The organism is Actinoplanes sp. NPDC048791 (genome assembly GCF_040650095.1).
Taxonomy (GTDB): Bacteria; Actinomycetota; Actinomycetes; order Mycobacteriales; family Micromonosporaceae; genus Actinoplanes.
Map to the genome: position 1 here is coordinate 20,765 of NZ_JBEZGQ010000003.1, position 20,019 is coordinate 40,783.

Consider the following 20,019-nt stretch of genomic DNA (forward strand, 5'->3'; position numbering starts at 1 on the left):
GACGACGACGAAGAAAAGTAGGGATTGAAGTGGCTGCCGCAGACGCGCTCGCCAAGGTACGCAACATCGGCATCATGGCGCACATCGACGCTGGTAAGACCACGACGACCGAGCGGATCCTGTTCTACACCGGTATCACGTACAAGATCGGTGAAGTCCACGAGGGCGCGGCCGTCATGGACTGGATGGAACAGGAACAGGAACGCGGCATCACCATCACCTCCGCCGCCACGAAGTGCGAGTGGAAGGGCTACACGATCCAGATCATCGACACGCCCGGCCACGTCGACTTCACGGTCGAGGTCGAGCGGTCGCTGCGGGTGCTCGACGGTGCCGTCGCGGTCTACGACGGTGTCGCCGGCGTGGAGCCGCAGACGGAGAACGTCTGGCGGCAGGCGGACAAGTACCACGTCCCGCGGATGTGCTTCGTCAACAAGCTCGACCGGACCGGCGCCGACTTCTTCCGCTGCGTGCAGATGATGATCGACCGGCTCAACGCCACCCCGCTCGTCCTGCAGATCCCGATCGGGCTCGAGAGCGAGCACATCGGCGTCGTCGACCTGATCACCATGAAGGCGTTCACCTGGCGTGGCGAGACCCAGAAGGGTGACGACTACGCGATCGAGGAGATCCCGGCCGACCTGGTCGACTCCGCGAACGAGTGGCGCGAGAAGCTGATCGAGACGCTCGCCGACGTGGACGACTTCGTCATGGAGAAGTACCTCGAGGGCGAAGAGGTCTCCCAGGACGAGATCAAGGCCGCCATCCGGCGCGCCACGATCGCCAGCAAGGCGAACCCGGTGCTCTGCGGTTCGGCGTTCAAGAACAAGGGCGTTCAGCCCATGCTCGACGCCGTCGTGGACTTCCTGCCGTCGCCGCTGGACGTCCCGGCCATCGACGGCACCGCGACCGACGGCGAGACGCCGATCGTCCGCAAGCCGTCGAACGACGAGCCGTTCTCCGGTCTGGCCTTCAAGATCCAGACGGACAAGCACCTCGGCAAGCTGACGTACGTCCGGGTCTACTCCGGCACGCTCGAGTCCGGTTCCCAGGTGGTCAACTCCACCAAGGACCGCAAGGAGCGGATCGGCAAGATCTACCAGATGCACGCCAACAAGCGCGAAGAGCGTCCGACGGCGTGGGCCGGCGACATCATCGCCGTGCAGGGTCTCAAGCAGACCACCACGGGCGACACGCTCAGCGACCCGGCGCACCCGGTCATCCTGGAGTCGATGACGTTCCCGGAGCCGGTCATCCAGGTCGCCATCGAGCCGAAGACCAAGTCCGACCAGGAGAAGCTGGGTGTCGCCATCCAGCGCCTGGCCGAGGAGGACCCGACCTTCCGCGTCTTCAACGACGAGGAGACCGGGCAGACCGTCATCGCCGGCATGGGCGAGCTGCACCTCGACATCCTCGTGGACCGTATGCGTCGCGAGTTCAACGTCGAGGCGAACATCGGTAAGCCGCAGGTGGCGTACCGCGAGACGATCCGCGGCAAGGTGGAGAAGCTCACGTACGTGCACAAGAAGCAGACCGGTGGCTCGGGCCAGTACGCGAAGGTCGTCGTCACCGTCGAGCCGCTTGAGCTCGCCGCCGACGGCCCGACCTACGAGTTCGTCAACGCGGTGTCCGGTGGTCGCATCCCCAAGGAGTACATCCCTTCGGTGGACGCGGGCGCGCAGGACTCGCTGCAGTACGGCGTCCTCGCCGGCTACCCGATGGTCGGCGTCAAGCTGACCCTGGTGGACGGTCAGTTCCACGAGGTCGACTCGTCGGAAATGGCATTCAAGATCGCCGGCTCGATCGTGATGAAGGAGGCGGCCCGCAAGGCCGACCCCGCGCTCCTCGAGCCGATGATGTCCGTTGAGGTCACCACCCCTGAGGACAACATGGGTGACGTCATCGGTGACCTCAACTCCCGCCGCGGCATCATCCAGTCGATGGAGGAGCGCTCCGGCGCTCGCGTCATCAAGGCTCTGGTGCCGCTCTCGGAGATGTTCGGCTACGTCGGCGACCTCCGGTCGAAGACCCAGGGCCGGGCGAGCTACAGCATGCAGTTCGACTCCTACGCCGAGGTTCCTCAGAGCGTGGCGAAGGAGATCATCGCCAAGGCCACGGGCGCGTAAGCTCCCAGCCTGATGAGGCACGTGCGGTCCGTCGAGGACCGCACGTGCACGAGCAGTCGACAGAGTCCTGATCGCCTTATCGGCGTGCCGGACGAGAAGAAAAGACACAGTCCACAGGAGGACACCAGTGGCGAAGGCGAAGTTCGAGCGGACTAAGCCGCACGTCAACATCGGCACCATTGGTCACATCGACCACGGTAAGACGACGCTGACTGCGGCCATCACGAAGGTCCTGCACGACGAGTACCCGGACCTCAACCCCTACACGCCGTTCGACGAGATCGACAAGGCGCCGGAGGAGAAGGCCCGCGGCATCACGATCTCGATCGCGCACGTCGAGTACCAGACCGCGTCGCGGCACTACGCGCACGTGGACTGCCCCGGCCACGCCGACTACATCAAGAACATGATCACCGGTGCCGCCCAGATGGACGGCGCGATCCTGGTGGTCGCCGCGACCGACGGCCCGATGCCGCAGACCAAGGAGCACGTGCTCCTGGCCCGCCAGGTCGGCGTGCCGTACATCGTCGTCGCCCTGAACAAGAGCGACATGGTGGACGACGAGGAGCTCCTGGAGCTCGTCGAGCTCGAGGTCCGCGAGCTGCTGAGCACCTACGAGTTCCCGGGCGACGACCTTCCGGTCGTGCGCGTCTCGGCGCTCAAGGCGCTCGAGGGCGACGCGGAGTGGACCGGCAAGCTGCTCGAGCTGATGAACGCGGTCGACACCGCGATCCCGCAGCCCGAGCGCGACACCGACAAGCCGTTCCTCATGCCGATCGAGGACGTCTTCACGATCACCGGTCGCGGTACGGTCGTCACCGGCCGGGCCGAGCGCGGCATCCTCAAGCCGAACGAGGAGGTCGAGATCGTGGGTATCCGCGAGAAGTCGACCAAGACCGTCTGCACCGGCATCGAGATGTTCCGCAAGCTGCTCGACGAGGCCCGCGCGGGTGAGAACGTCGGCCTCCTGCTGCGCGGTATCAAGCGCGAGGACGTCGAGCGCGGCATGGTCGTGGTGAAGCCGGGCTCCAGCACTCCGCACACGGAGTTCGAGGGCCAGGTCTACATCCTCTCGAAGGAGGAGGGCGGCCGGCACACGCCGTTCTTCCAGAACTACCGCCCGCAGTTCTACTTCCGCACCACGGACGTCACCGGCGTCGTCACGCTGCCCGAGGGCACCGAGATGGTCATGCCGGGCGACTCCACCTCGATGTCGGTCAAGCTGATCCAGCCGATCGCCATGGAGCAGGGCCTGAAGTTCGCGATCCGTGAGGGTGGCCGCACCGTCGGCGCCGGAACGGTCACGAAGATCAACGTCTGATTGAGGCCTCCGCCTCAATGGTGACCCCGATTAGCATTGCCGCGATCGATACGGCATACTAGTCAGGTTGCGTCCGCGCAGGGTGGTTGGCTGCTCTCGCTCTTGAGAGAGGGCGGTCAGCCACCCTCGCCGGGTGTCCGGCGTGTTTTGACTGGCCGCCGGCATCCCCGATCCCGACGGATCAAGGGCTTCCCTCCGGGGGAATCCTTGCGGGCAAGATCGCTCCAGAGACCTGGGGCGGAGCTTGATTCCAGAGCGCGACACGCCCGACCGCGGGGGTCGGACATCGCAGGACCAACGGTCCTGCGGGCATGCGAGGGCCACAGCTTTCGCACGTAGCGGCATCGAGAGAAGGAAACAGAAGCCACCATGGCGGGACAGAAGATCCGCATCCGGCTCAAGGCCTATGACCACGAGGTCGTTGACTCGTCGGCACGCAAGATCGTCGAGACGGTCACGCGCACCGGAGCTTCGGTCGCGGGCCCGGTGCCGCTGCCCACGGAGATCAACCGTTTCTGCGTCATCCGTTCGCCGCACAAGTACAAGGACTCGCGCGAGCACTTCGAGATGCGCACGCACAAGCGTCTGATCGACATCATCGACCCGACTCCGAAGACGGTCGACTCGCTGATGCGCCTCGACCTGCCGGCTGGCGTCGACATCGAGATCAAGCTGTAGGGATCCGGACAATGGACAGGCAAGTGAAGGGCATCCTGGGCGCCAAGCTCGGCATGACCCAGGTCTGGGACAACAACAAGGTCGTCCCGGTAACCGTGGTGCAGGCCGGCCCGTGCGTCGTGACCCAGGTCCGCACCTCCGAGACTGACGGCTACACCGCGGTTCAGCTGGCGTACGGCGCCATCGACCCGCGCAAGGTCAACAAGCCGGAGGGCGGCCACTACGCGAAGGCGGGTGTGTCGCCGCGGCGCCACATCGTGGAGCTGCGCACCACCGACGCCACCGAGTACGAGCTCGGCCAGGAGGTCACCGTCGAGACGTTCCCGGTCGGCACGCCGATCGACGTCACCGGTAAGACCAAGGGCAAGGGCTACGCCGGCGTCATGAAGCGGCACGGCTTCCACGGCCTCAAGGCCAGCCACGGTGTCGAGCGCAAGCACCGCTCGCCCGGTTCGATCGGCGCCTGCGCGACCCCCGGCCGTGTCTTCCGGGGCACCCGGATGGCGGGTCGCATGGGTAACAAGCGCTTCACCGTGCAGAACCTGACGGTGCAGGCAGTCGACCTCGAGAACAACCTGCTGCTGGTCAAGGGCGCGGTGCCCGGTCCCAAGGGCGCGCTGATCCTGGTCCGTACGGCGGCGAAGAAGAAGGGTGGTGCCAAGTGAGCTCGGTTGACGTGATCAACGCCGAGGGCACGAAGGCCGGCTCGGTCGAGCTGCCCGACGACATCTTCGACGTGCAGGCGAACATCCCGCTGATGCACCAGGTCGTCGTGGCCCAGCTCGCCGCCGCCCGTCAGGGCACGGCCAAGGCCAAGACGCGCGGTGAGGTCGCCGGTGGCGGCAAGAAGCCGTACAAGCAGAAGGGCACCGGTCGCGCCCGTCAGGGCTCGATCCGCGCGCCGCAGTTCACCGGTGGTGGCGTGGTGCACGGCCCCGTGCCGCGCGACTACAGCCAGCGGACCCCGAAGAAGATGAAGGCCGCCGCTCTGCGGGGCGCCCTCTCGGACCGGGCCCGCGACGGCCGCGTCCACGTGATCGAGGCGTTCATCGTCGGCGACAAGCCGTCGACCAAGGCCGCGATCGCGACGCTGCGCAAGGCGACCCAGTCCACCAAGGTCCTGGTCGTGCTCAGCAGCTACGACGAGCTGAACTGGATCTCGCTGCGCAACGAGCCGACCGTGCACCTCATCGAGGCCGGCCAGCTGAACACCTACGACGTGCTGGTCGCCGACGAGGTCGTCTTCACCAAGGAAGCTCTCGACGAGTTCCTGGGTGTGCCGGCCGAGGCTGCCGAGGAGGGGGACAAGTGAGCACGATCGCCGACCCGCGCGACATCATCGTCGCGCCCGTGGTCTCCGAGAAGAGCTACAGCGTTCTCGACCAGAACTGGTACACGTTCCTGGTCCACCCGGACGCGAACAAGACCGAGATCAAGATCGCGATCCAGCAGATCTTCGATGTCCGTGTGCTGACGGTGAACACCATCAACCGCCAGGGCAAGCGCAAGCGCACCAGGACGGGCTTCGGTCAGCGCAAGGCGACCAAGCGTGCCCTCGTGAAGCTGGCTGACGGTGACCGTATCGAGGCCTTCGGCGGCCCGGTCAGCTAAGGGGTTTGTAAATCATGGCTATCCGTAAGTACAAGCCGACCACGCCGGGCCGTCGCGGCTCCAGCGTCGCCGACTTCGCTGAGATCACCCGGTCGACGCCGGAGAAGTCTCTGCTGGTTCCGCTGCCCAAGAAGGGTGGTCGCAACGTCCACGGCCGCATCACCACGCGGCACCAGGGCGGCGGCCACAAGCGGCAGTACCGGCTGATCGACTTCCGGCGCAACGACAAGGACGGCGTGCCGGCCAAGGTCGCTCACATCGAGTACGACCCGAACCGCACGTCCCGCATCGCACTGCTGCACTACGCCGACGGCGAGAAGCGCTACATCCTCGCGCCGAAGGACCTCAAGCAGGGCGACCGCGTCGAGTCCGGCGTGGGCGCGGACATCAAGCCGGGCAACAACCTGCCCCTGCGCAACATCCCGGTCGGTACGACGATCCACGGTGTGGAGCTTCGTCCCGGCGGTGGCGCCAAGCTGGCCCGTTCGGCCGGCGTGGGCATCCAGCTGCTCGGTCGTGAGGGCGTGTACGCCACGCTGCGTATGCCCTCCGGTGAGATCCGTCGCGTCGACATCCGCTGCCGCGCGACGGTCGGCGAGATCGGCAACGCCGAGCAGTCGAACATCAACTGGGGCAAGGCCGGCCGCATGCGATGGAAGGGCAAGCGCCCGACCGTCCGTGGTGTCGCCATGAACCCGGTGGACCACCCGCACGGTGGTGGTGAGGGTAAGACCTCAGGTGGTCGCCACCCGGTCAACCCCGCCGGTAAGCCGGAGGGCCGTACCCGCCGCAAGGGCCAGGAGAGCGACCGCATGATCGTTCGCCGCCGCTACGCCACCCGCAAGCGCGGGTAACGGGAGTTAAAAGATGCCTCGCAGCCTGAAGAAGGGCCCGTTCGTCGACGACCACCTGCTCAAGAAGGTGGAAGTCCAGAACGAGAAGAACTCGAAGAACGTCATCAAGACCTGGTCGCGACGCTCGACGATCATTCCCGACATGCTCGGGCACACGATCGCCGTGCACGACGGGCGCAAGCACGTCCCGGTGTTCATCACCGAGGCCATGGTCGGTCACAAGCTCGGCGAGTTCGCTCTGACCCGCACGTTCAAGGGTCACGAGAAGGACGACCGCAAGAGCCGTCGCCGCTAATCAGTCCACGGATCAGAAAGGGGTTACAGCGATGCCAGTCAAGAGCGATGCTCCGGTCCTTCCGGGCGCTCGGGCAGTTGCGCGCCACGTGCGCATCTCGCCGAACAAGGCGCGCCGTGTGATCAACCTCGTCCGCGGTCTGCCCGCGAAGGAGGCTCTCACGGTCCTGCAGTTCGCGCCGCAGGCTGCGAGTGAGCAGGTTTACAAGGTGCTCGCGAGCGCGATTGCGAACGCAGAGAACAACGAACGGCTCGACCCGGACGCGCTCCTGGTCAGCGCAGCTTTCGTGGACGAGGGCCCGACGCTCAAGCGGTTCCGGCCGCGGGCGCAGGGCCGGGCGTACCGGATCCGCAAGCGGACCTGCCACATCACCGTGGCGGTCGAGGCGGTTCAGGTGACCACGCCGGCCCGCAAGGCCACGGCCAAGAAGGCCGCGCCGGCGAAGAAGGCTGCTCCGGCGGCCGAGCCGCAGAGCAGCACGGAAGGTGCCGAGTAATGGGTCAGAAAGTTCACCCCACCGGGTTCCGCCTCGGCATCTCCACCGACTGGAAGAGCCGCTGGTTCGCGGACAAGCTCTACAAGGACTACATCGGCGAGGACGTCAAGATCCGCCGCATGATGTCCAAGGGTCTTGAGCGCGCCGGCATCTCCAAGGTGGACATCGAGCGCACCCGGGACCGGGTCCGCGTGGACATCCACACCGCCCGGCCGGGCATCGTCATCGGCCGTAAGGGTGCGGAGGCCGACCGGATCCGCGGCGAGCTCGAGAAGCTCACCGGCAAGCAGGTCCAGCTGAACATCCTCGAGGTGAAGAGCCCCGAGTCGGACGCGCAGCTCGTGGCGCAGGGCGTCGCCGAGCAGCTGTCCAGCCGGGTCAGCTTCCGCCGGGCCATGCGCAAGGCGATGCAGTCGGCGATGAAGAACCCGATCTGCAAGGGCATCCGGGTGCAGGTCTCCGGCCGCCTCGGTGGCGCGGAGATGAGCCGCACGGAGTTCTACCGTGAGGGTCGCGTTCCGCTGCACACGCTGCGCGCCAACATCGAGTACGGCTTCTTCGAGGCCCGTACGACCTTCGGCCGCATCGGCGTGAAGGTCTGGATCTACAAGGGCGACTTCGTGCCCGGACGTGAGGTTGCCCCCGAGGCGCCCGCGCGTCCGCGCCGTGACCGCGCCGAGCGTCCCGACCGTCCGCGCCGTGGCCGTTCCGGCTCGTCCGGTACGACCGCGGGTGGCACCGAGGCCGGTCGCGCCGCTCAGGCCGCGGCTGCTACCCCCGCTCCGGCGGAGGCTGCGCCCACGACCGACACCGCCGTTGCTCCGGCTGCGGCCGAAACGCAGCAGGAGGGCTGACACATGCTGATGCCGCGTAAGCCCCCGAAGGGCTTCCGCAAGCCGCACCACCCGGACCGCCACGGCGCGTCCAAGGGCGGCAACCGGGTGGTCTTCGGTGAGTTCGGTATCCAGGCCCTGGAGCCGGCGTACGTGACCAACCGGCAGATCGAGTCGGCTCGTATCGCCATGACCCGCCACATCAAGCGTGGCGGCAAGGTGTGGATCTCGATCTTCCCGGACCAGGCACTGACCAAGAAGCCCGCCGAGACCCGCATGGGTTCCGGCAAGGGCTCGCCGGAGTGGTGGGTGGCGAACGTCAAGCCGGGACGCATTCTCTTCGAGATGTCGTTCCCGAACGAGACGATCGCGCGCGAGGCTATGCGTCGCGCTATCCACAAGCTTCCGATGAAGTGCCGCATCGTGACGCGCGAAGGTGGTGAAGGCTGATGGCAGCCGGCGTCAAGGCTTCCGAGCTGCGGGAGCTCTCCGAGGAGGAGCTGATCTCGCGGCTGCGTGAGTCCAAGGCGGAGCTGTTCAACCTCCGCGTACAGGGTGCGACCGGTCAGCTCGACAACCACCGTCGTCTGCAGGTCGTCCGCAAGGACATCGCGAAGATCTACACGATCATGCGTGAGCGTGAGCTGGGGCTCTCGGCCGCGCCGACTGAGGTGACTACAGCATGAGCGAGAACGCAGCAGCTGCGCCCCGGACCCAGCGCAAGGTGCGTGAGGGTCTGGTGATCAGCGACAAGATGGACAAGACCGTCATCGTCGAGGTCGAGGACCGCGTCAAGCACGCCCTTTACGGCAAGGTCCTGCGGCGCACCCGCAAGCTCCAGGCGCACGACGAGCAGAACGCGTGCGGCGTCGGTGACCGGGTCACCCTGATGGAGACCCGTCCGCTGTCGCGTACCAAGCGGTGGCGTGTCGTGGAGATCCTCGAAAAGGCCAAGTGAGTTTGCTGGGCCGGCCGGGACATCCCGGCCGGCCCAGCGGACCATCGTTCCGCCAAGCTCTGGTACGTCCCCGTGCCGGAGAACTGGCAGACATAGGAGACAGACGTGATCCAGCAGGAGTCGCGACTGCGCGTCGCCGACAACACGGGTGCCAAGGAAGTGCTGTGCATCCGCGTTCTGGGCGGCTCCGGTCGCCGTTACGCGAGCATCGGTGACGTCATCGTGTGCACGGTCAAGGACGCCATTCCGGGTGCCGGTGTGAAGAAGGGTGACGTCGTCAAGGCCGTCATCGTCCGCACCGCCAAGGAGCGGCGCCGTCCCGACGGCTCGTACATCCGCTTCGACGAGAATGCCGCCGTCATCATCAAGGACGGTGGCGACCCCCGCGGTACCCGCATCTTCGGCCCGGTCGGCCGCGAGCTGCGCGACAAGCGGTTCATGAAGATCATCAGCCTGGCGCCGGAGGTGCTCTGACCGTGAAGATCAAGAAGGGCGACACGGTCGTCGTCATCGCCGGCAAGGACAAGGGCGCCAAGGGTAAGGTCATCGCCGCCTTCCCGCGGCAGGACAAGGTCCTGGTCGAGGGCGTCAACCGTATGAAGAAGCACGAGAAGATCCGCACGACGCAGCGCGGTTCCAAGACCGGCGGCATCGTCACGCAGGAAGCCCCGATCCACATCTCGAACGTGCAGATCGTGGACTCCGAGGGCAAGCCGACTCGCATCGGCTTCCGGCGGGACGAGAACGGCCAGAAGGTTCGTATCGCGCGTAGCACCGGTAAGGACCTGTGATGACTGCCGCTACCGAGACCAAGACGCTGCCCCGCCTGAAGCAGAAGTACCGCAGCGAGGTTATTGCCGCGCTTCAGGAGCAGTACAAGTACGGCAACCCCATGCAGATCCCCGGCCTGGTGAAGGTCGTCGTGAACATGGGTGTCGGCGAGGCTGCCCGCGACGCCAAGCTGATCGACGGCGCCGTGCGTGACCTGACCACCATCACCGGTCAGAAGCCGCTGGTGCGGCGGGCGACCAAGTCCATCGCGCAGTTCAAGCTGCGTGAGGGCATGCCGATCGGCGCGAAGGTCACCCTCCGCAACGACCGGATGTGGGAGTTCCTGGACCGGCTGCTGTCGATCGCGCTGCCGCGTATCCGTGACTTCCGCGGCCTGGACGGGCGCAAGCTCGACGGCCACGGCAACTACACGTTCGGTCTGACCGAGCAGTCGGTGTTCCACGAGATCGACCAGGACCGGATCGATCGGACCCGGGGCATGGACATCACGGTGGTCACCACCGCCACGACCGACGAGGAGGGCCGGCAGCTGCTCAAGCTTCTGGGCTTCCCGTTCAAGGAGAACTGAGCATGGCTAAGAAGGCGCTGATCATCAAGGCGGCCGCGAAGCCCAAGTTCGCCGTACGGGCGTACACCCGCTGCCAGAAGTGCGGACGTCCGCACTCGGTCTACCGCAAGTTCGGTCTGTGCCGGGTGTGTGTCCGAGACATGGCCCACCGCGGTGAGCTGCCCGGCGTGTCGAAGGCTTCCTGGTAACCCTTGTAATACCGCTTCGCCGTAGGCCCGGGACTTCCCTGGGAACCCCGGCGAGAAAGGTTGACGAATACCCATGACGATGACGGACCCGATCGCAGACATGCTCACGCGTCTGCGTAACGCCAACCAGGCGTACCACGACAAGGTGACCATGCCCTTCTCGAAGATCAAGGCGAGTATCGCCGAGGTCCTCAAGGCAGAGGGCTACATCGCTTCCTGGTCGGCCGAGGAGCCCGCGGAAGGCGAAGTCGGCAAGCGCCTGGTGGTTGAGCTGAAGTACGGCCAGAACCGCGAGCGCAGCCTCGCCGGTATCAAGCGCGTGTCCAAGCCCGGCCTCCGGGTGTACGCCAAGTCCGACGAGCTCCCGCGCGTGCTCGGCGGCCTGGGCGTCGCGATCGTTTCGACGTCCCAGGGGCTGCTGACCGACCGGCAGGCCCGCAAGCGGAGCGTTGGCGGGGAAATCCTCGCCTTCGTTTGGTAACGGAGACTTAGACATGTCGCGAATCGGACGTAAGTCGATCCCGGTCCCGGCCGGCGTCGACGTCACCATCACGGGCCAGACCGTCAAGGTCAAGGGCCCCAAGGGCGAGCTGTCGCACACCGTCGCCGAGCCGATCACCGTCGAGAAGGCGGAGAACGGCGAGCTGGCGGTCAACCGGCCCAACGACGAACGTCGGGCCAAGGAGCTGCACGGCCTCTCCCGTACCCTGGTCGCCAACATGATCGTCGGCGTCACCGAGGGCTACAAGAAGACGCTGGAGATCAACGGCACCGGTTACCGCGTGACCGCCAAGGGCAAGGACCTCGAGTTCGCCCTGGGCTTCTCGCACCCGGTCAACGTGGTTCCGCCGGCCGGCATCACCTTCACGGTGGAGCGGCCGACGCAGTTCACGGTCACCGGTATCGACAAGCAGCTCGTCGGCGAGGTCGCTGCGAACATCCGGAAGATCCGCCCGCCGGAGCCGTACAAGGGCAAGGGCGTCAAGTACCAGGGCGAGGTCATCCGCCGCAAGGCTGGAAAGGCAGGTAAGAAGTGACCGCCACGCTGCTCAAGCGCCGCAATGGCGGCGGTGCGTCGTACAAGCGCGCCGTCGGCAAGGCACGTCGGCACTTCCGGGTCCGCAAGAACGTCCGCGGCTCCGCCGAGCGCCCCCGTCTGGTCGTCACCCGGTCCACGCGGAACATCACCGCGCAGATCGTCGACGACCTCAAGGGCCACACGCTCGCGTCGGCCTCCACCCTCGACCCGTCCCTGCGGGGCGGAGAGGGTGACAAGAGCTCGCAGGCCGCCAAGGTCGGAGCTCTCCTCGCCGAGCGGGCCCAGGCCGCGGGCATTTCCAAGGTCGTCTTCGACCGCGGCGGTAACCGGTACGCGGGGCGGATCGCCGCGCTTGCCGCAGCCGCCCGCGAAGCCGGACTCGAGTTCTAGGAGGGAAGACCTATGCCTGGTCAGCAGCGCCGAGGCGGCGGGTCCGGCGGTAACAACGAAGGTGGCCGCCGCGACAACCGCCGTGAGGGCGGTCGCGGTAACGCGCCCGTCGAGAAGACCCCGCATCTCGAGCGGGTCGTAGCGATCAACCGTGTCGCCAAGGTCGTCAAGGGTGGTCGTCGCTTCAGCTTCACCGCCCTGGTGATCGTGGGCGACGGCGACGGCACCGTCGGTATCGGCTACGGAAAGGCCAAGGAGGTGCCCGCGGCGATCGCCAAGGGCGTCGAGGAGGCCAAGAAGCACTTCTTCAAGGTGCCGCGCATCGCCGCGACGATCCCCCACCCGATCCTGGGTGAGGCCGCCGCCGGTGTCGTGCTCCTGAAGCCGGCGTCCGCCGGTACCGGCGTCATCGCCGGTGGCCCGGTGCGTGCCGTCCTGGAGTGCGCCGGCATCCACGACGTGCTCTCGAAGAGCCTCGGCTCGTCGAACCCGATCAACATCGTGCACGCGACGGTGGCGGCCCTGAAGGGCCTGGAGTCCCCGGAGGCCGTTGCGGCCCGCCGTGGCCTCCCGGTCGAGGACGTCGCCCCTGCGGCCATGCTGGCGTCGCGCGCGGAAGCGGCGGTGCGGTGATGGCACGCTTGAAGGTCACGCAGCTCCGGTCCGGTATCGGCCGTAAGCAGAACCAGCGGGACTCCCTGCGGTCGCTCGGGCTGAAGCGGATCAACGATGTGGTGGTCAAGGAAGACCGTCCCGAGATTCGGGGCATGATCTTCGCCGTGAGCCACCTCGTCAGTGTCGAGGAGGTCGAATAATGGCGATCAAGGTCCACCACCTGCGCCCGGCGCCCGGCGCCAAGAAGGCCAAGACCCGCGTGGGTCGTGGTGAAGGCTCCAAGGGCAAGACCGCGGGCCGCGGTACCAAGGGCACCAGCGCCCGTTACCAGGTCTCGGCGGCGTTCGAGGGCGGGCAGATGCCCCTCCACATGCGCCTGCCGAAGATCAAGGGCCTGGGCAACCGCCCGCGCAACAAGGTCGTCTTCCAGGTTGTCAACCTGGACCGGCTCGCCGAGCTGTTCCCGAACGGTGGCGAGATCGGTCCGCTGGAGCTGGCCGACGCCGGCGCGGTCCGTCGGGGCCAGCCGGTGAAGGTTCTCGGCTCGGGCGAGCTGGGTGGCGTGGCGCTGCAGGTCTCGGCGCACGCCTTCAGTGAGTCCGCCAAAGAGAAGATCGCAGCCGCCGGCGGTTCCGTCACCGAGCTGTGAGGTTTTCCGGGGATGCTGGCCCGGGCATCGCGAGATGCTCGGGCGGCATCCCCGTTGTGGCGTCTGACCTGGCATTTCGCCGGGCCGGGGGCCGCCGCTCCCCAGGTCGTCCGGTTGCCCTTCGTCCCAGGGTGTTGCACATAGGGCGACCGTGCCTCACAACAGGCACGTCAGACTGTTAAAGTCCGTTCCCAGCTAGGGATATCGGTCGTCCGGACCGATGCCTCCCCCCATCCGCCGGATACTTGGCGGTCACCTCGCGCAGGAGGAAGAAGTTGCTCTCCGCCTTTTCCAGTGCGTTCCGGACGCCTGACCTGCGCAAGAAGTTGCTGTTCACAGTAGCGATCATCGCGGTCTATCGGCTCGGCGCCACTCTGCCCAGCCCAGGCGTGTCCTACACCAACGTCCGTAACTGTCTGGACGTGGTGAACAGCACCAACGCCGGCGGCGGGGTGTTGAACCTGCTGAACCTCTTCTCCGGTGGCGCGCTGCTCCAGCTGTCCGTCTTCGCGCTGGGCATCATGCCGTACATCACGGCATCGATCATCCTGCAGCTGCTGACCGTGGTGATTCCCCGCCTCGAGCAGCTCCGCAAGGAAGGCCAGTCCGGCCAGGCCAAGATCACCCAGTACACCCGTTACCTCACCCTGGGCCTCGCGGTCCTGCAGTCCTCGGCGTTCGTCGCGCTGGCCCGCTCCGGCCAGCTCTTCGCCAACGCGTGCCCGCAGGACCAGTCGAACTTCCAGATCGTGCCGGAGAACACCGGCATCCCGGTCTGGCTGACCCTCGTCATGCTCGTCGTCACGATGACGGCCGGCACGGGCGTGGTCATGTGGCTCGGCGAGCTCATCACCGACCGCGGCGTCGGCAACGGCATGTCCGTCCTGATCTTCACCTCGATCGCCGCCCGCCTGCCCGGCGAGGGCTGGACGATCAAGGAGAGCAGCGGCGTCGCCAAGTTCCTCCTGGTGATCGCGCTCGTGCTGATCGTCATCTGTGCGGTCGTCTTCATCGAGCAGGCCCAGCGCCGCATCCCCGTGCAGTACGCCAAGCGCATGATCGGCCGGCGCATGTACGGCGGCACCTCGACGTACATCCCGCTGAAGGTCAACCAGGCCGGTGTCGTCCCGGTGATCTTCGCGTCCTCGCTGCTCTACCTGCCGCAGCTGTACCTGCAGTTCTTCGACCAGAACAACCTCAAGGGTTATCAGCAGTGGATCCAGAACAACCTGGCCAACCCGAGCCACTGGATCTACATCACCACGTACTTCCTGCTGATCATCTTCTTCACGTACTTCTACGTCTCGATCACGTTCAACCCGACCGAGGTCGCGGAGAACATGAAGAAGTACGGTGGTTTCGTCCCGGGCATCCGGCCCGGTAAGCCGACCGCCGACTACCTGGACTTCATCCTCAGCCGGATCACCCTGCCGGGTGCGCTCTACCTCGGCTTGATCTCGGTCCTGCCGAACTTCTTCTTCATCTGGCTGAACAGCGCGCAATACCAGAACTTCCCGTTCGGTGGTACGGCGGTGCTGATCATGGTGGGTGTGGGCCTGGAGACGGTCAAGCAGATCGAGAGCCAGCTGATGCAGCGCAACTACGAAGGGTTCCTCCGGTAGTGGGGGCGCGGAGCCGGGGGGCTCTTGCGTCTGTGGTTTGCGAGGCTCGTTCTCACCGAAGCGAGGCGATGTAGGTGCGGCTGGTACTGGTGGGCCCCCCGGGGGCCGGCAAGGGGACCCAGGCTGAGTTCATCGCTGCCCATCTCGCCGTACCGAAGATCTCGACCGGTGACATCTTCCGGGCCAACGTCTCGCAGGGGACACCGCTCGGCGTCGAGGCGAAGCGTTACATGGACGCGGGCAATCTCGTCCCTGACGAGGTGACCATCAACATGGTCCGCGACCGACTCGCCGAGCCCGACGCCGGCGACGGCTTCCTGCTGGACGGTTTCCCGAGGACCGTCCCGCAGGCGTCGGCGCTCGACAAGCTGCTGGCCGACCTCGGCATCGCGCTCGATCTGGTGATGGAACTGGTCGTCGACGACGACGAGGTGATCCGGCGGCTCTCGGGCCGCCGGACCTGCCGTGGTTGCGGCAAGATCTGGCACGTCGAGTTCGACCCGACCAGCAAGGAGAACATCTGCGACCGGTGTGGCTCCGAGCTGTTCCAGCGTGACGACGACAAGGCGGAGACGATCGCCAACCGCCTCGTCGAGTACGCGGACAAGACCGCGCCGCTGGTCGACTTCTACGGCGCCCAGGGCAAGCTGGTGGGCATCGACGCCACCGGCCCGGTCGAGGACGTCACGGTGCGCGCCATCGACGCCCTGCGGTCGTACGGGGGATAACGATGCGCCGTCCGCAGCTGGACATTCAGCTGAAGACCCCGGAGCAGATCGAGCTGATGCGCGGTGCCGGCCTCGTCGTCGCCGCCGCCCTGGCGGCGATGCGCGAAGCGGTCGCCCCGGGCGTCTCCACCGCTGACCTGGACGCGATCGCCGAGAAGGTCATCCGGGACGCCGGCGCGGTCCCGTCGTTCAAGGGCTACCACGGCTTCCCGGCCTCGATCTGCGCCTCGGTCAACGAGCAGGTCGTGCACGGCATCCCCGCCGCCGAGCAGGTGCTCAAGGAGGGCGACCTGCTCTCCCTCGACTGCGGCGCCATCCTGCACGGCTGGCACGGCGACTCCGCGATCACCGTCGGCGTCGGTGAGACCGACCCGGCCCTGCTGACCATGGCCCAGGTGGCCGAGGACGCCATGTGGGCCGGCATCGCCGCCGCCGCCCGCGGTGCCGCCAACGGCCGGGGCCGGCTGACCGACATCTCGTTCAACGTCGAGAAGGCCGTCCGCAAGGCGGGCCGCTACGGCATCGTGGACGGCTACGGCGGGCACGGCATCGGCACCGAGATGCACCAGGACCCGCACGTGCTCAACCACGGCAAGCCCGGCAAGGGCCCGCGCCTGGTGCCCGGCCTGTGCCTGGCGATCGAGCCGATGATCACCATGGGCTCGCCCCGCACGGTGGAGCTCGACGACGGCTGGACCGTGGTCACCCGGGACGGCTCGATGGCCGCGCACGTGGAGCACACGATGTGCCTGCTCGACGACGGCGTCTGGGTCACCACGGCGGCCGACGGCGGCCGGGCCCGGCTGGGCGAGCTGGTCACCGCCCGTCAGCCGGCCGTTGACTCCCTGGCGGAGTAAAAGACCGATGAGCCGTGACGAGATGCGGGCCGGCGACAGCGACCGCCAGGCCATCGCCGACAAGCTCAAGACCGCGCTCGACGAGGGCCGGCTGGATCTGCACGAGTACGACGAGCGGTTGCAGCGGACGTACGGCGCCAAGACCTTCGGCGAGCTCGACTCCCTGGTGACCGATCTGCCCGGCACCGTCCCGGCCCAGCAGTCACGCGTGCAGCCCTATCAGCCGCCCGCTGCGCCCTCGCCGGCGCCGGGGGCGGGCGATGTGCCCCAGCCGGGCGGCCCGCCGTTCCTGGCCTCGTACGGCGGCGTGGTGCTGGTCTGCTTCGTCATCTGGGGCATCTCCTGCATCGCCTCGCGCGACTTCATCTACCCCTGGCCGCTCTGGATGCTGATCCCGCTGGTCTTCGGCGTGCTCGGCCGGTGGGGCAAGCGCGATCGCTGATGCCGGTCCGGGCCCGCTGCTGGCATGCTGGAGGGTATGGGCCGGGACGAGATGAGAGCGGCCGACGCCGATCGGCAGGCCGTGGCGGATCAGCTGAAGGCCGCGCTCGACGAGGGCCGGCTGGATCTGCACGAGTACGACGAGCGGTTGCAGCAGGCGTACGCGGCCAAGACGTACGGCGAACTGCATCCCTTGCTCAGCGATCTGCCGGCGGCCGCGCTGCCGGTGCCGGCGCAGCGCCGCCCGTCCGGTTCCGTCGCCACCCAGGGCCTCGACGCCTCGAACGCCGAGCTGGCCCGCCGTTGGATCCTCGAGGTCTGGGCCAGCTGGATACCGGTGGTCGGGGTCACCACCGCGATCTGGCTGATCTCCAGCATCGCCTCGGGGGAGCTGCTCGACTTCTGGCCCATCTGGGTGGCCGGTCCGTGGGGTGTCGTCCTGGTCTTCGTCACCCTGGCCGGCCTCGCCTCCGGTGAGCCGCGCAAGCAGGCGGAGAAGAAGGCCCGCAAGCGGCAGGCGAAGCAGGTCAAACGGGAGCGCCGGGCTCTGGAAGCGGACCCGGTCCGGCCGGACGAAACGCTCCACGAGCGTCCGAAGAAGGACAAAACCGCGGGCTGACCGGCCGTCCGACACACCCGACCCCGGGTTACGGGGACCTCGGTTTGGTGTCAATGCTCCTCGCGCGTACACTGGCTAGCTGGCGCGCAGCGTCCACTCTTCCATGTCCACCAGCGCTTCGGTGGCGGAGGAGCCGCGGCTGGTCCCGGTGCGAACCCTCAACCCGGGATGAACGTTGTGAGCCCGCCCCAGAACCCGATGTCAGGTAGCGGAGGACATGCCAAAGAAAGACGGAGCCATCGAGATCGAAGGCCGAGTGATCGAGCCTCTGCCGAACGCCATGTTCCGTGTGGAGCTTGCGAATGGTCACAAGGTACTGGCTCATATCAGCGGCAAGATGCGGCAGCACTACATCCGCATCCTCCCGGAGGACAGGGTCGTCGTCGAGCTTTCGCCGTACGACCTGACCCGCGGGCGAATCGTCTACCGCTACAAGTAAGGGTCGCGGGGGCTTTGCCTAGTCCCGTCTGACAGAGAGTCAAGGCACAACCGTGAAGGTCAAGCCGAGCGTCAAGCGGATCTGCAACAACTGCCGGGTCATCCGGCGGCACGGCCGCGTCATGGTCATCTGCAAGACCGACGCGCGCCACAAGCAGCGCCAGGGTTAATCAGCTCAGTCTGATTCCGCTCTGTCTGCTGCCAGATCCGTACCACTGAACAAGCTCGTCCCAGCCGCGGCGTCATCTCACGATGAAGCGCGGTTTCACCCCCGGTCGGAGGCCGGGGCCCCGCCCGGGCAGGCGGGGATGGGCCGGGCACAGACCTCCGTGAGACACCTGAGGAGTACGCCCACTTATGGCTCGACTCGTCGGCGTCGATCTTCCCCGCGAGAAGCGGATGGAGATCGCGCTCACCTACATCTTCGGGGTCGGTCGGACCCGCGCCGTGGAGGCGCTCACCTCGACCGGCATTGACCTGAACAAGCGCGCCAAGGACCTCACGGACGAGGAGCTGGTCCAGCTCCGCGACTACATCGAGGCCAATTTCAAGGTTGAAGGCGACCTGCGCCGCGAGGTCGCCGCCGACATCCGCCGCAAGGTCGAGATCGGCTGCTACGCCGGCATCCGCCACCGCCGGGGTCTCCCCGTCCGCGGACAGCGGACGCGGACCAACGCTCGTACCCGCAAGGGGCCGAAGCGCACGGTCGCTGGCAAGAAGAAGCCCGGTCGGAAGTAATAGGAGCGCACTGACTTATGCCACCGAAGGCACGCGCCGGAGCACCCGTCAAGAAGGTCCGGCGCAAGGAACGCAAGAACGTCGCCCACGGGCAGGCGCACATCAAGAGCACCTTCAACAACACCATCGTGTCGATCACCGACCCGACCGGTGCTGTGATCTCCTGGGCCTCGTCCGGCCAGGTGGGCTTCAAGGGCTCCCGCAAGTCGACTCCGTTCGCCGCGCAGCTGGCCGCCGAGGCCGCCGCCCGTCGGGCCATGGAGCACGGCATGCGCAAGGTCGACGTGTTCGTCAAGGGCCCCGGTTCCGGCCGGGAGACCGCCATCCGTTCGCTGCAGGCCGCGGGCCTCGAGGTCGGGCAGATCTCCGACGTCACGCCGCAGCCGCACAACGGTTGCCGTCCGCCTAAGCGTCGCCGGGTCTAAGGGAGAGATCGAAGCATGGCTCGTTACACAGGGGCGGACTGCAAGCGCTGCCGCCGCGAGAAGATGAAGCTGTTCCTCAAGGGCAGCAAGTGCGACGGGCCGAAGTGCCCGTTCGAGTCGCGTCCCTTCCCGCCCGGCCAGCACGGCCGCGGTCGGACCAAGGAGACCGAGTACCTGCTCCAGCACCGCGAGAAGCAGAAGGCCCGCCGCACCTACGGCGTGCTCGAGAAGCAGTTCCGCGGTTACTACGAGGAGGCTGTCACCAAGCCCGGCAAGACCGGTGAGGTGCTGCTGCAGATCCTCGAGTCGCGTCTCGACAACGTCGTCTACCGGGCCGGCTACGCCGCGTCCCGCGACATGGCCCGTCAGCTGGTCAAGCACGGCCACCTGCTGGTCAACGGTGTCAAGGTCGACATCCCGTCGTACCGGGTGAAGGACCACGACATCGTGCAGGTCCGGGAGAAGTCCCGCGAGATGACGCCGTTCGTGGTCGCGCAGGCCCAGGCGGGTTCCCGCCCGGTGCCGGCGTGGCTGGAGCCGATCCCGAGCGAGATGAAGATCCTGATCCACTCGCTCCCGGCCCGCCAGGTGATCGACACCCAGGTCCAGGAGCAGCTGATCGTCGAGCTCTACTCCAAGTAGCGCTCTGGTCCCGGCACCCGCCGCGGAGGGTGCCGGGGGATGACCACCACACGTCGGGGAGGATTTATCGGTATCCCGCTAAGTAAGTAGTTAAGG

General features: G+C 66.9%; 33 protein-coding genes. All 33 read left to right on the forward strand.

Annotated elements, in window-relative coordinates; all coding sequences use genetic code 11:
• Window positions 1–29 precede the first annotated feature (29 nt).
• Window positions 30–2,126, forward strand: coding sequence for an elongation factor G (gene fusA, locus AB0C29_RS00860; RefSeq protein WP_360813680.1), 2,097 nt, complete (start codon window positions 30–32; stop codon window positions 2,124–2,126).
• 127 nt (window positions 2,127–2,253) lie between these two features.
• A complete protein-coding gene (gene tuf / locus AB0C29_RS00865; RefSeq protein ID WP_212987332.1) occupies window positions 2,254–3,447 on the forward strand; it encodes an elongation factor Tu in 1,194 nt (397 codons plus the stop codon).
• Between the two features lie 369 nt (window positions 3,448–3,816).
• Window positions 3,817–4,125, forward strand: coding sequence for a 30S ribosomal protein S10 (gene rpsJ / locus AB0C29_RS00870; RefSeq protein ID WP_097322778.1), 309 nt, complete (start codon window positions 3,817–3,819; stop codon window positions 4,123–4,125).
• 11 nt (window positions 4,126–4,136) lie between these two features.
• Window positions 4,137–4,790 carry a 50S ribosomal protein L3 gene (gene rplC / locus AB0C29_RS00875; RefSeq protein ID WP_360551803.1) on the forward strand — a complete coding sequence of 218 codons (654 nt, stop codon included), beginning with the start codon at window positions 4,137–4,139 and terminating at the stop codon, window positions 4,788–4,790.
• A complete protein-coding gene (rplD, locus tag AB0C29_RS00880; protein WP_360813682.1) occupies window positions 4,787–5,437 on the forward strand; it encodes a 50S ribosomal protein L4 in 651 nt (216 codons plus the stop codon). The genes rplC and rplD overlap by 4 nt, the downstream gene beginning before the upstream one ends.
• Complete coding sequence (gene rplW / locus AB0C29_RS00885) at window positions 5,434–5,736, forward strand: 50S ribosomal protein L23 (RefSeq protein WP_203776595.1); 303 nt, start codon at window positions 5,434–5,436, stop codon at window positions 5,734–5,736. The genes rplD and rplW overlap by 4 nt, the downstream gene beginning before the upstream one ends.
• A 14-nt stretch (window positions 5,737–5,750) precedes the next feature.
• On the forward strand, window positions 5,751–6,590 hold the full coding sequence (rplB, locus tag AB0C29_RS00890) for a 50S ribosomal protein L2 (RefSeq protein WP_212987329.1): 840 nt from the start codon (window positions 5,751–5,753) through the stop codon (window positions 6,588–6,590).
• Window positions 6,591–6,603: 13 nt separating this feature from the next.
• Window positions 6,604–6,885: a 30S ribosomal protein S19 gene (gene rpsS, locus AB0C29_RS00895; protein WP_020513590.1), complete on the forward strand. Its 282-nt coding sequence runs from the start codon at window positions 6,604–6,606 to the stop codon at window positions 6,883–6,885.
• Between the two features lie 31 nt (window positions 6,886–6,916).
• A complete protein-coding gene (rplV, locus tag AB0C29_RS00900) occupies window positions 6,917–7,381 on the forward strand; it encodes a 50S ribosomal protein L22 (protein ID WP_360813684.1) in 465 nt (154 codons plus the stop codon).
• Entirely contained in the window at window positions 7,381–8,235 is an 855-nt protein-coding gene (rpsC, locus tag AB0C29_RS00905) for a 30S ribosomal protein S3 (RefSeq protein ID WP_360813686.1), read from the forward strand. The genes rplV and rpsC overlap by 1 nt, the downstream gene beginning before the upstream one ends.
• 3 nt (window positions 8,236–8,238) lie before the next feature.
• On the forward strand, window positions 8,239–8,664 hold the full coding sequence (rplP, locus tag AB0C29_RS00910) for a 50S ribosomal protein L16 (protein ID WP_360551813.1): 426 nt from the start codon (window positions 8,239–8,241) through the stop codon (window positions 8,662–8,664).
• On the forward strand, window positions 8,664–8,900 hold the full coding sequence (gene rpmC / locus AB0C29_RS00915; protein WP_212987325.1) for a 50S ribosomal protein L29: 237 nt from the start codon (window positions 8,664–8,666) through the stop codon (window positions 8,898–8,900). Before rplP ends, rpmC begins: the two co-directional genes overlap by 1 nt.
• Window positions 8,897–9,172, forward strand: a complete 276-nt coding sequence (gene rpsQ, locus AB0C29_RS00920; RefSeq protein WP_360551816.1) for a 30S ribosomal protein S17 — start codon at window positions 8,897–8,899, stop codon at window positions 9,170–9,172. Before rpmC ends, rpsQ begins: the two co-directional genes overlap by 4 nt.
• Window positions 9,173–9,277: 105 nt before the next feature.
• Complete coding sequence (rplN, locus tag AB0C29_RS00925) at window positions 9,278–9,646, forward strand: 50S ribosomal protein L14 (protein WP_360551818.1); 369 nt, start codon at window positions 9,278–9,280, stop codon at window positions 9,644–9,646.
• On the forward strand, window positions 9,643–9,963 hold the full coding sequence (rplX, locus tag AB0C29_RS00930) for a 50S ribosomal protein L24 (RefSeq protein ID WP_212987499.1): 321 nt from the start codon (window positions 9,643–9,645) through the stop codon (window positions 9,961–9,963). The genes rplN and rplX overlap by 4 nt, the downstream gene beginning before the upstream one ends.
• A complete protein-coding gene (gene rplE / locus AB0C29_RS00935; protein WP_212987322.1) occupies window positions 9,963–10,532 on the forward strand; it encodes a 50S ribosomal protein L5 in 570 nt (189 codons plus the stop codon). Before rplX ends, rplE begins: the two co-directional genes overlap by 1 nt.
• Window positions 10,533–10,534: 2 nt before the next feature.
• Window positions 10,535–10,720 (forward strand): type Z 30S ribosomal protein S14, encoded by a 186-nt coding sequence (locus AB0C29_RS00940; protein ID WP_014440734.1) that lies wholly within the window; start codon window positions 10,535–10,537, stop codon window positions 10,718–10,720.
• A 73-nt stretch (window positions 10,721–10,793) separates the two neighbouring features.
• Window positions 10,794–11,201, forward strand: coding sequence for a 30S ribosomal protein S8 (gene rpsH, locus AB0C29_RS00945; protein ID WP_203776587.1), 408 nt, complete (start codon window positions 10,794–10,796; stop codon window positions 11,199–11,201).
• 13 nt (window positions 11,202–11,214) lie between these two features.
• The gene (gene rplF, locus AB0C29_RS00950) at window positions 11,215–11,757 is read left to right on the forward strand and encodes a 50S ribosomal protein L6 (protein ID WP_360551822.1); all 543 of its coding nucleotides are present in this window, start codon (window positions 11,215–11,217) and stop codon (window positions 11,755–11,757) included.
• Window positions 11,758–11,765: 8 nt separating this feature from the next.
• Window positions 11,766–12,149, forward strand: a complete 384-nt coding sequence (gene rplR / locus AB0C29_RS00955) for a 50S ribosomal protein L18 (RefSeq protein ID WP_360551984.1) — start codon at window positions 11,766–11,768, stop codon at window positions 12,147–12,149.
• Window positions 12,150–12,161: 12 nt separating this feature from the next.
• Entirely contained in the window at window positions 12,162–12,782 is a 621-nt protein-coding gene (gene rpsE / locus AB0C29_RS00960; RefSeq protein WP_125811511.1) for a 30S ribosomal protein S5, read from the forward strand.
• A complete protein-coding gene (gene rpmD, locus AB0C29_RS00965; RefSeq protein WP_203776584.1) occupies window positions 12,782–12,964 on the forward strand; it encodes a 50S ribosomal protein L30 in 183 nt (60 codons plus the stop codon). Before rpsE ends, rpmD begins: the two co-directional genes overlap by 1 nt.
• Window positions 12,964–13,413: a 50S ribosomal protein L15 gene (rplO, locus tag AB0C29_RS00970; protein ID WP_212987318.1), complete on the forward strand. Its 450-nt coding sequence runs from the start codon at window positions 12,964–12,966 to the stop codon at window positions 13,411–13,413. The genes rpmD and rplO overlap by 1 nt, the downstream gene beginning before the upstream one ends.
• A gap of 275 nt (window positions 13,414–13,688) precedes the next feature.
• Complete coding sequence (secY, locus tag AB0C29_RS00975) at window positions 13,689–15,035, forward strand: preprotein translocase subunit SecY (RefSeq protein ID WP_360551826.1); 1,347 nt, start codon at window positions 13,689–13,691, stop codon at window positions 15,033–15,035.
• Between the two features lie 74 nt (window positions 15,036–15,109).
• On the forward strand, window positions 15,110–15,763 hold the full coding sequence (locus tag AB0C29_RS00980; RefSeq protein ID WP_125804098.1) for an adenylate kinase: 654 nt from the start codon (window positions 15,110–15,112) through the stop codon (window positions 15,761–15,763).
• 2 nt (window positions 15,764–15,765) lie between these two features.
• Complete coding sequence (map, locus tag AB0C29_RS00985) at window positions 15,766–16,620, forward strand: type I methionyl aminopeptidase (RefSeq protein WP_360551828.1); 855 nt, start codon at window positions 15,766–15,768, stop codon at window positions 16,618–16,620.
• Window positions 16,621–16,627: 7 nt separating this feature from the next.
• Window positions 16,628–17,062, forward strand: coding sequence for a DUF1707 domain-containing protein (locus tag AB0C29_RS00990; protein ID WP_360813689.1), 435 nt, complete (start codon window positions 16,628–16,630; stop codon window positions 17,060–17,062).
• A gap of 51 nt (window positions 17,063–17,113) precedes the next feature.
• Window positions 17,114–17,680, forward strand: a complete 567-nt coding sequence (locus AB0C29_RS00995; protein WP_360813699.1) for a DUF1707 domain-containing protein — start codon at window positions 17,114–17,116, stop codon at window positions 17,678–17,680.
• 217 nt (window positions 17,681–17,897) lie between these two features.
• Window positions 17,898–18,119, forward strand: coding sequence for a translation initiation factor IF-1 (gene infA, locus AB0C29_RS01000; RefSeq protein WP_007073013.1), 222 nt, complete (start codon window positions 17,898–17,900; stop codon window positions 18,117–18,119).
• Window positions 18,120–18,171: 52 nt separating this feature from the next.
• The gene (gene rpmJ, locus AB0C29_RS01005) at window positions 18,172–18,288 is read left to right on the forward strand and encodes a 50S ribosomal protein L36 (RefSeq protein WP_015619018.1); all 117 of its coding nucleotides are present in this window, start codon (window positions 18,172–18,174) and stop codon (window positions 18,286–18,288) included.
• 187 nt (window positions 18,289–18,475) lie between these two features.
• Window positions 18,476–18,856: a 30S ribosomal protein S13 gene (gene rpsM / locus AB0C29_RS01010; protein WP_203776578.1), complete on the forward strand. Its 381-nt coding sequence runs from the start codon at window positions 18,476–18,478 to the stop codon at window positions 18,854–18,856.
• 17 nt (window positions 18,857–18,873) lie between these two features.
• A complete protein-coding gene (rpsK, locus tag AB0C29_RS01015) occupies window positions 18,874–19,281 on the forward strand; it encodes a 30S ribosomal protein S11 (RefSeq protein WP_015619020.1) in 408 nt (135 codons plus the stop codon).
• A 15-nt stretch (window positions 19,282–19,296) separates the two neighbouring features.
• Window positions 19,297–19,923 carry a 30S ribosomal protein S4 gene (gene rpsD / locus AB0C29_RS01020; protein ID WP_203776576.1) on the forward strand — a complete coding sequence of 209 codons (627 nt, stop codon included), beginning with the start codon at window positions 19,297–19,299 and terminating at the stop codon, window positions 19,921–19,923.
• Window positions 19,924–20,019: the final 96 nt, after the last annotated feature.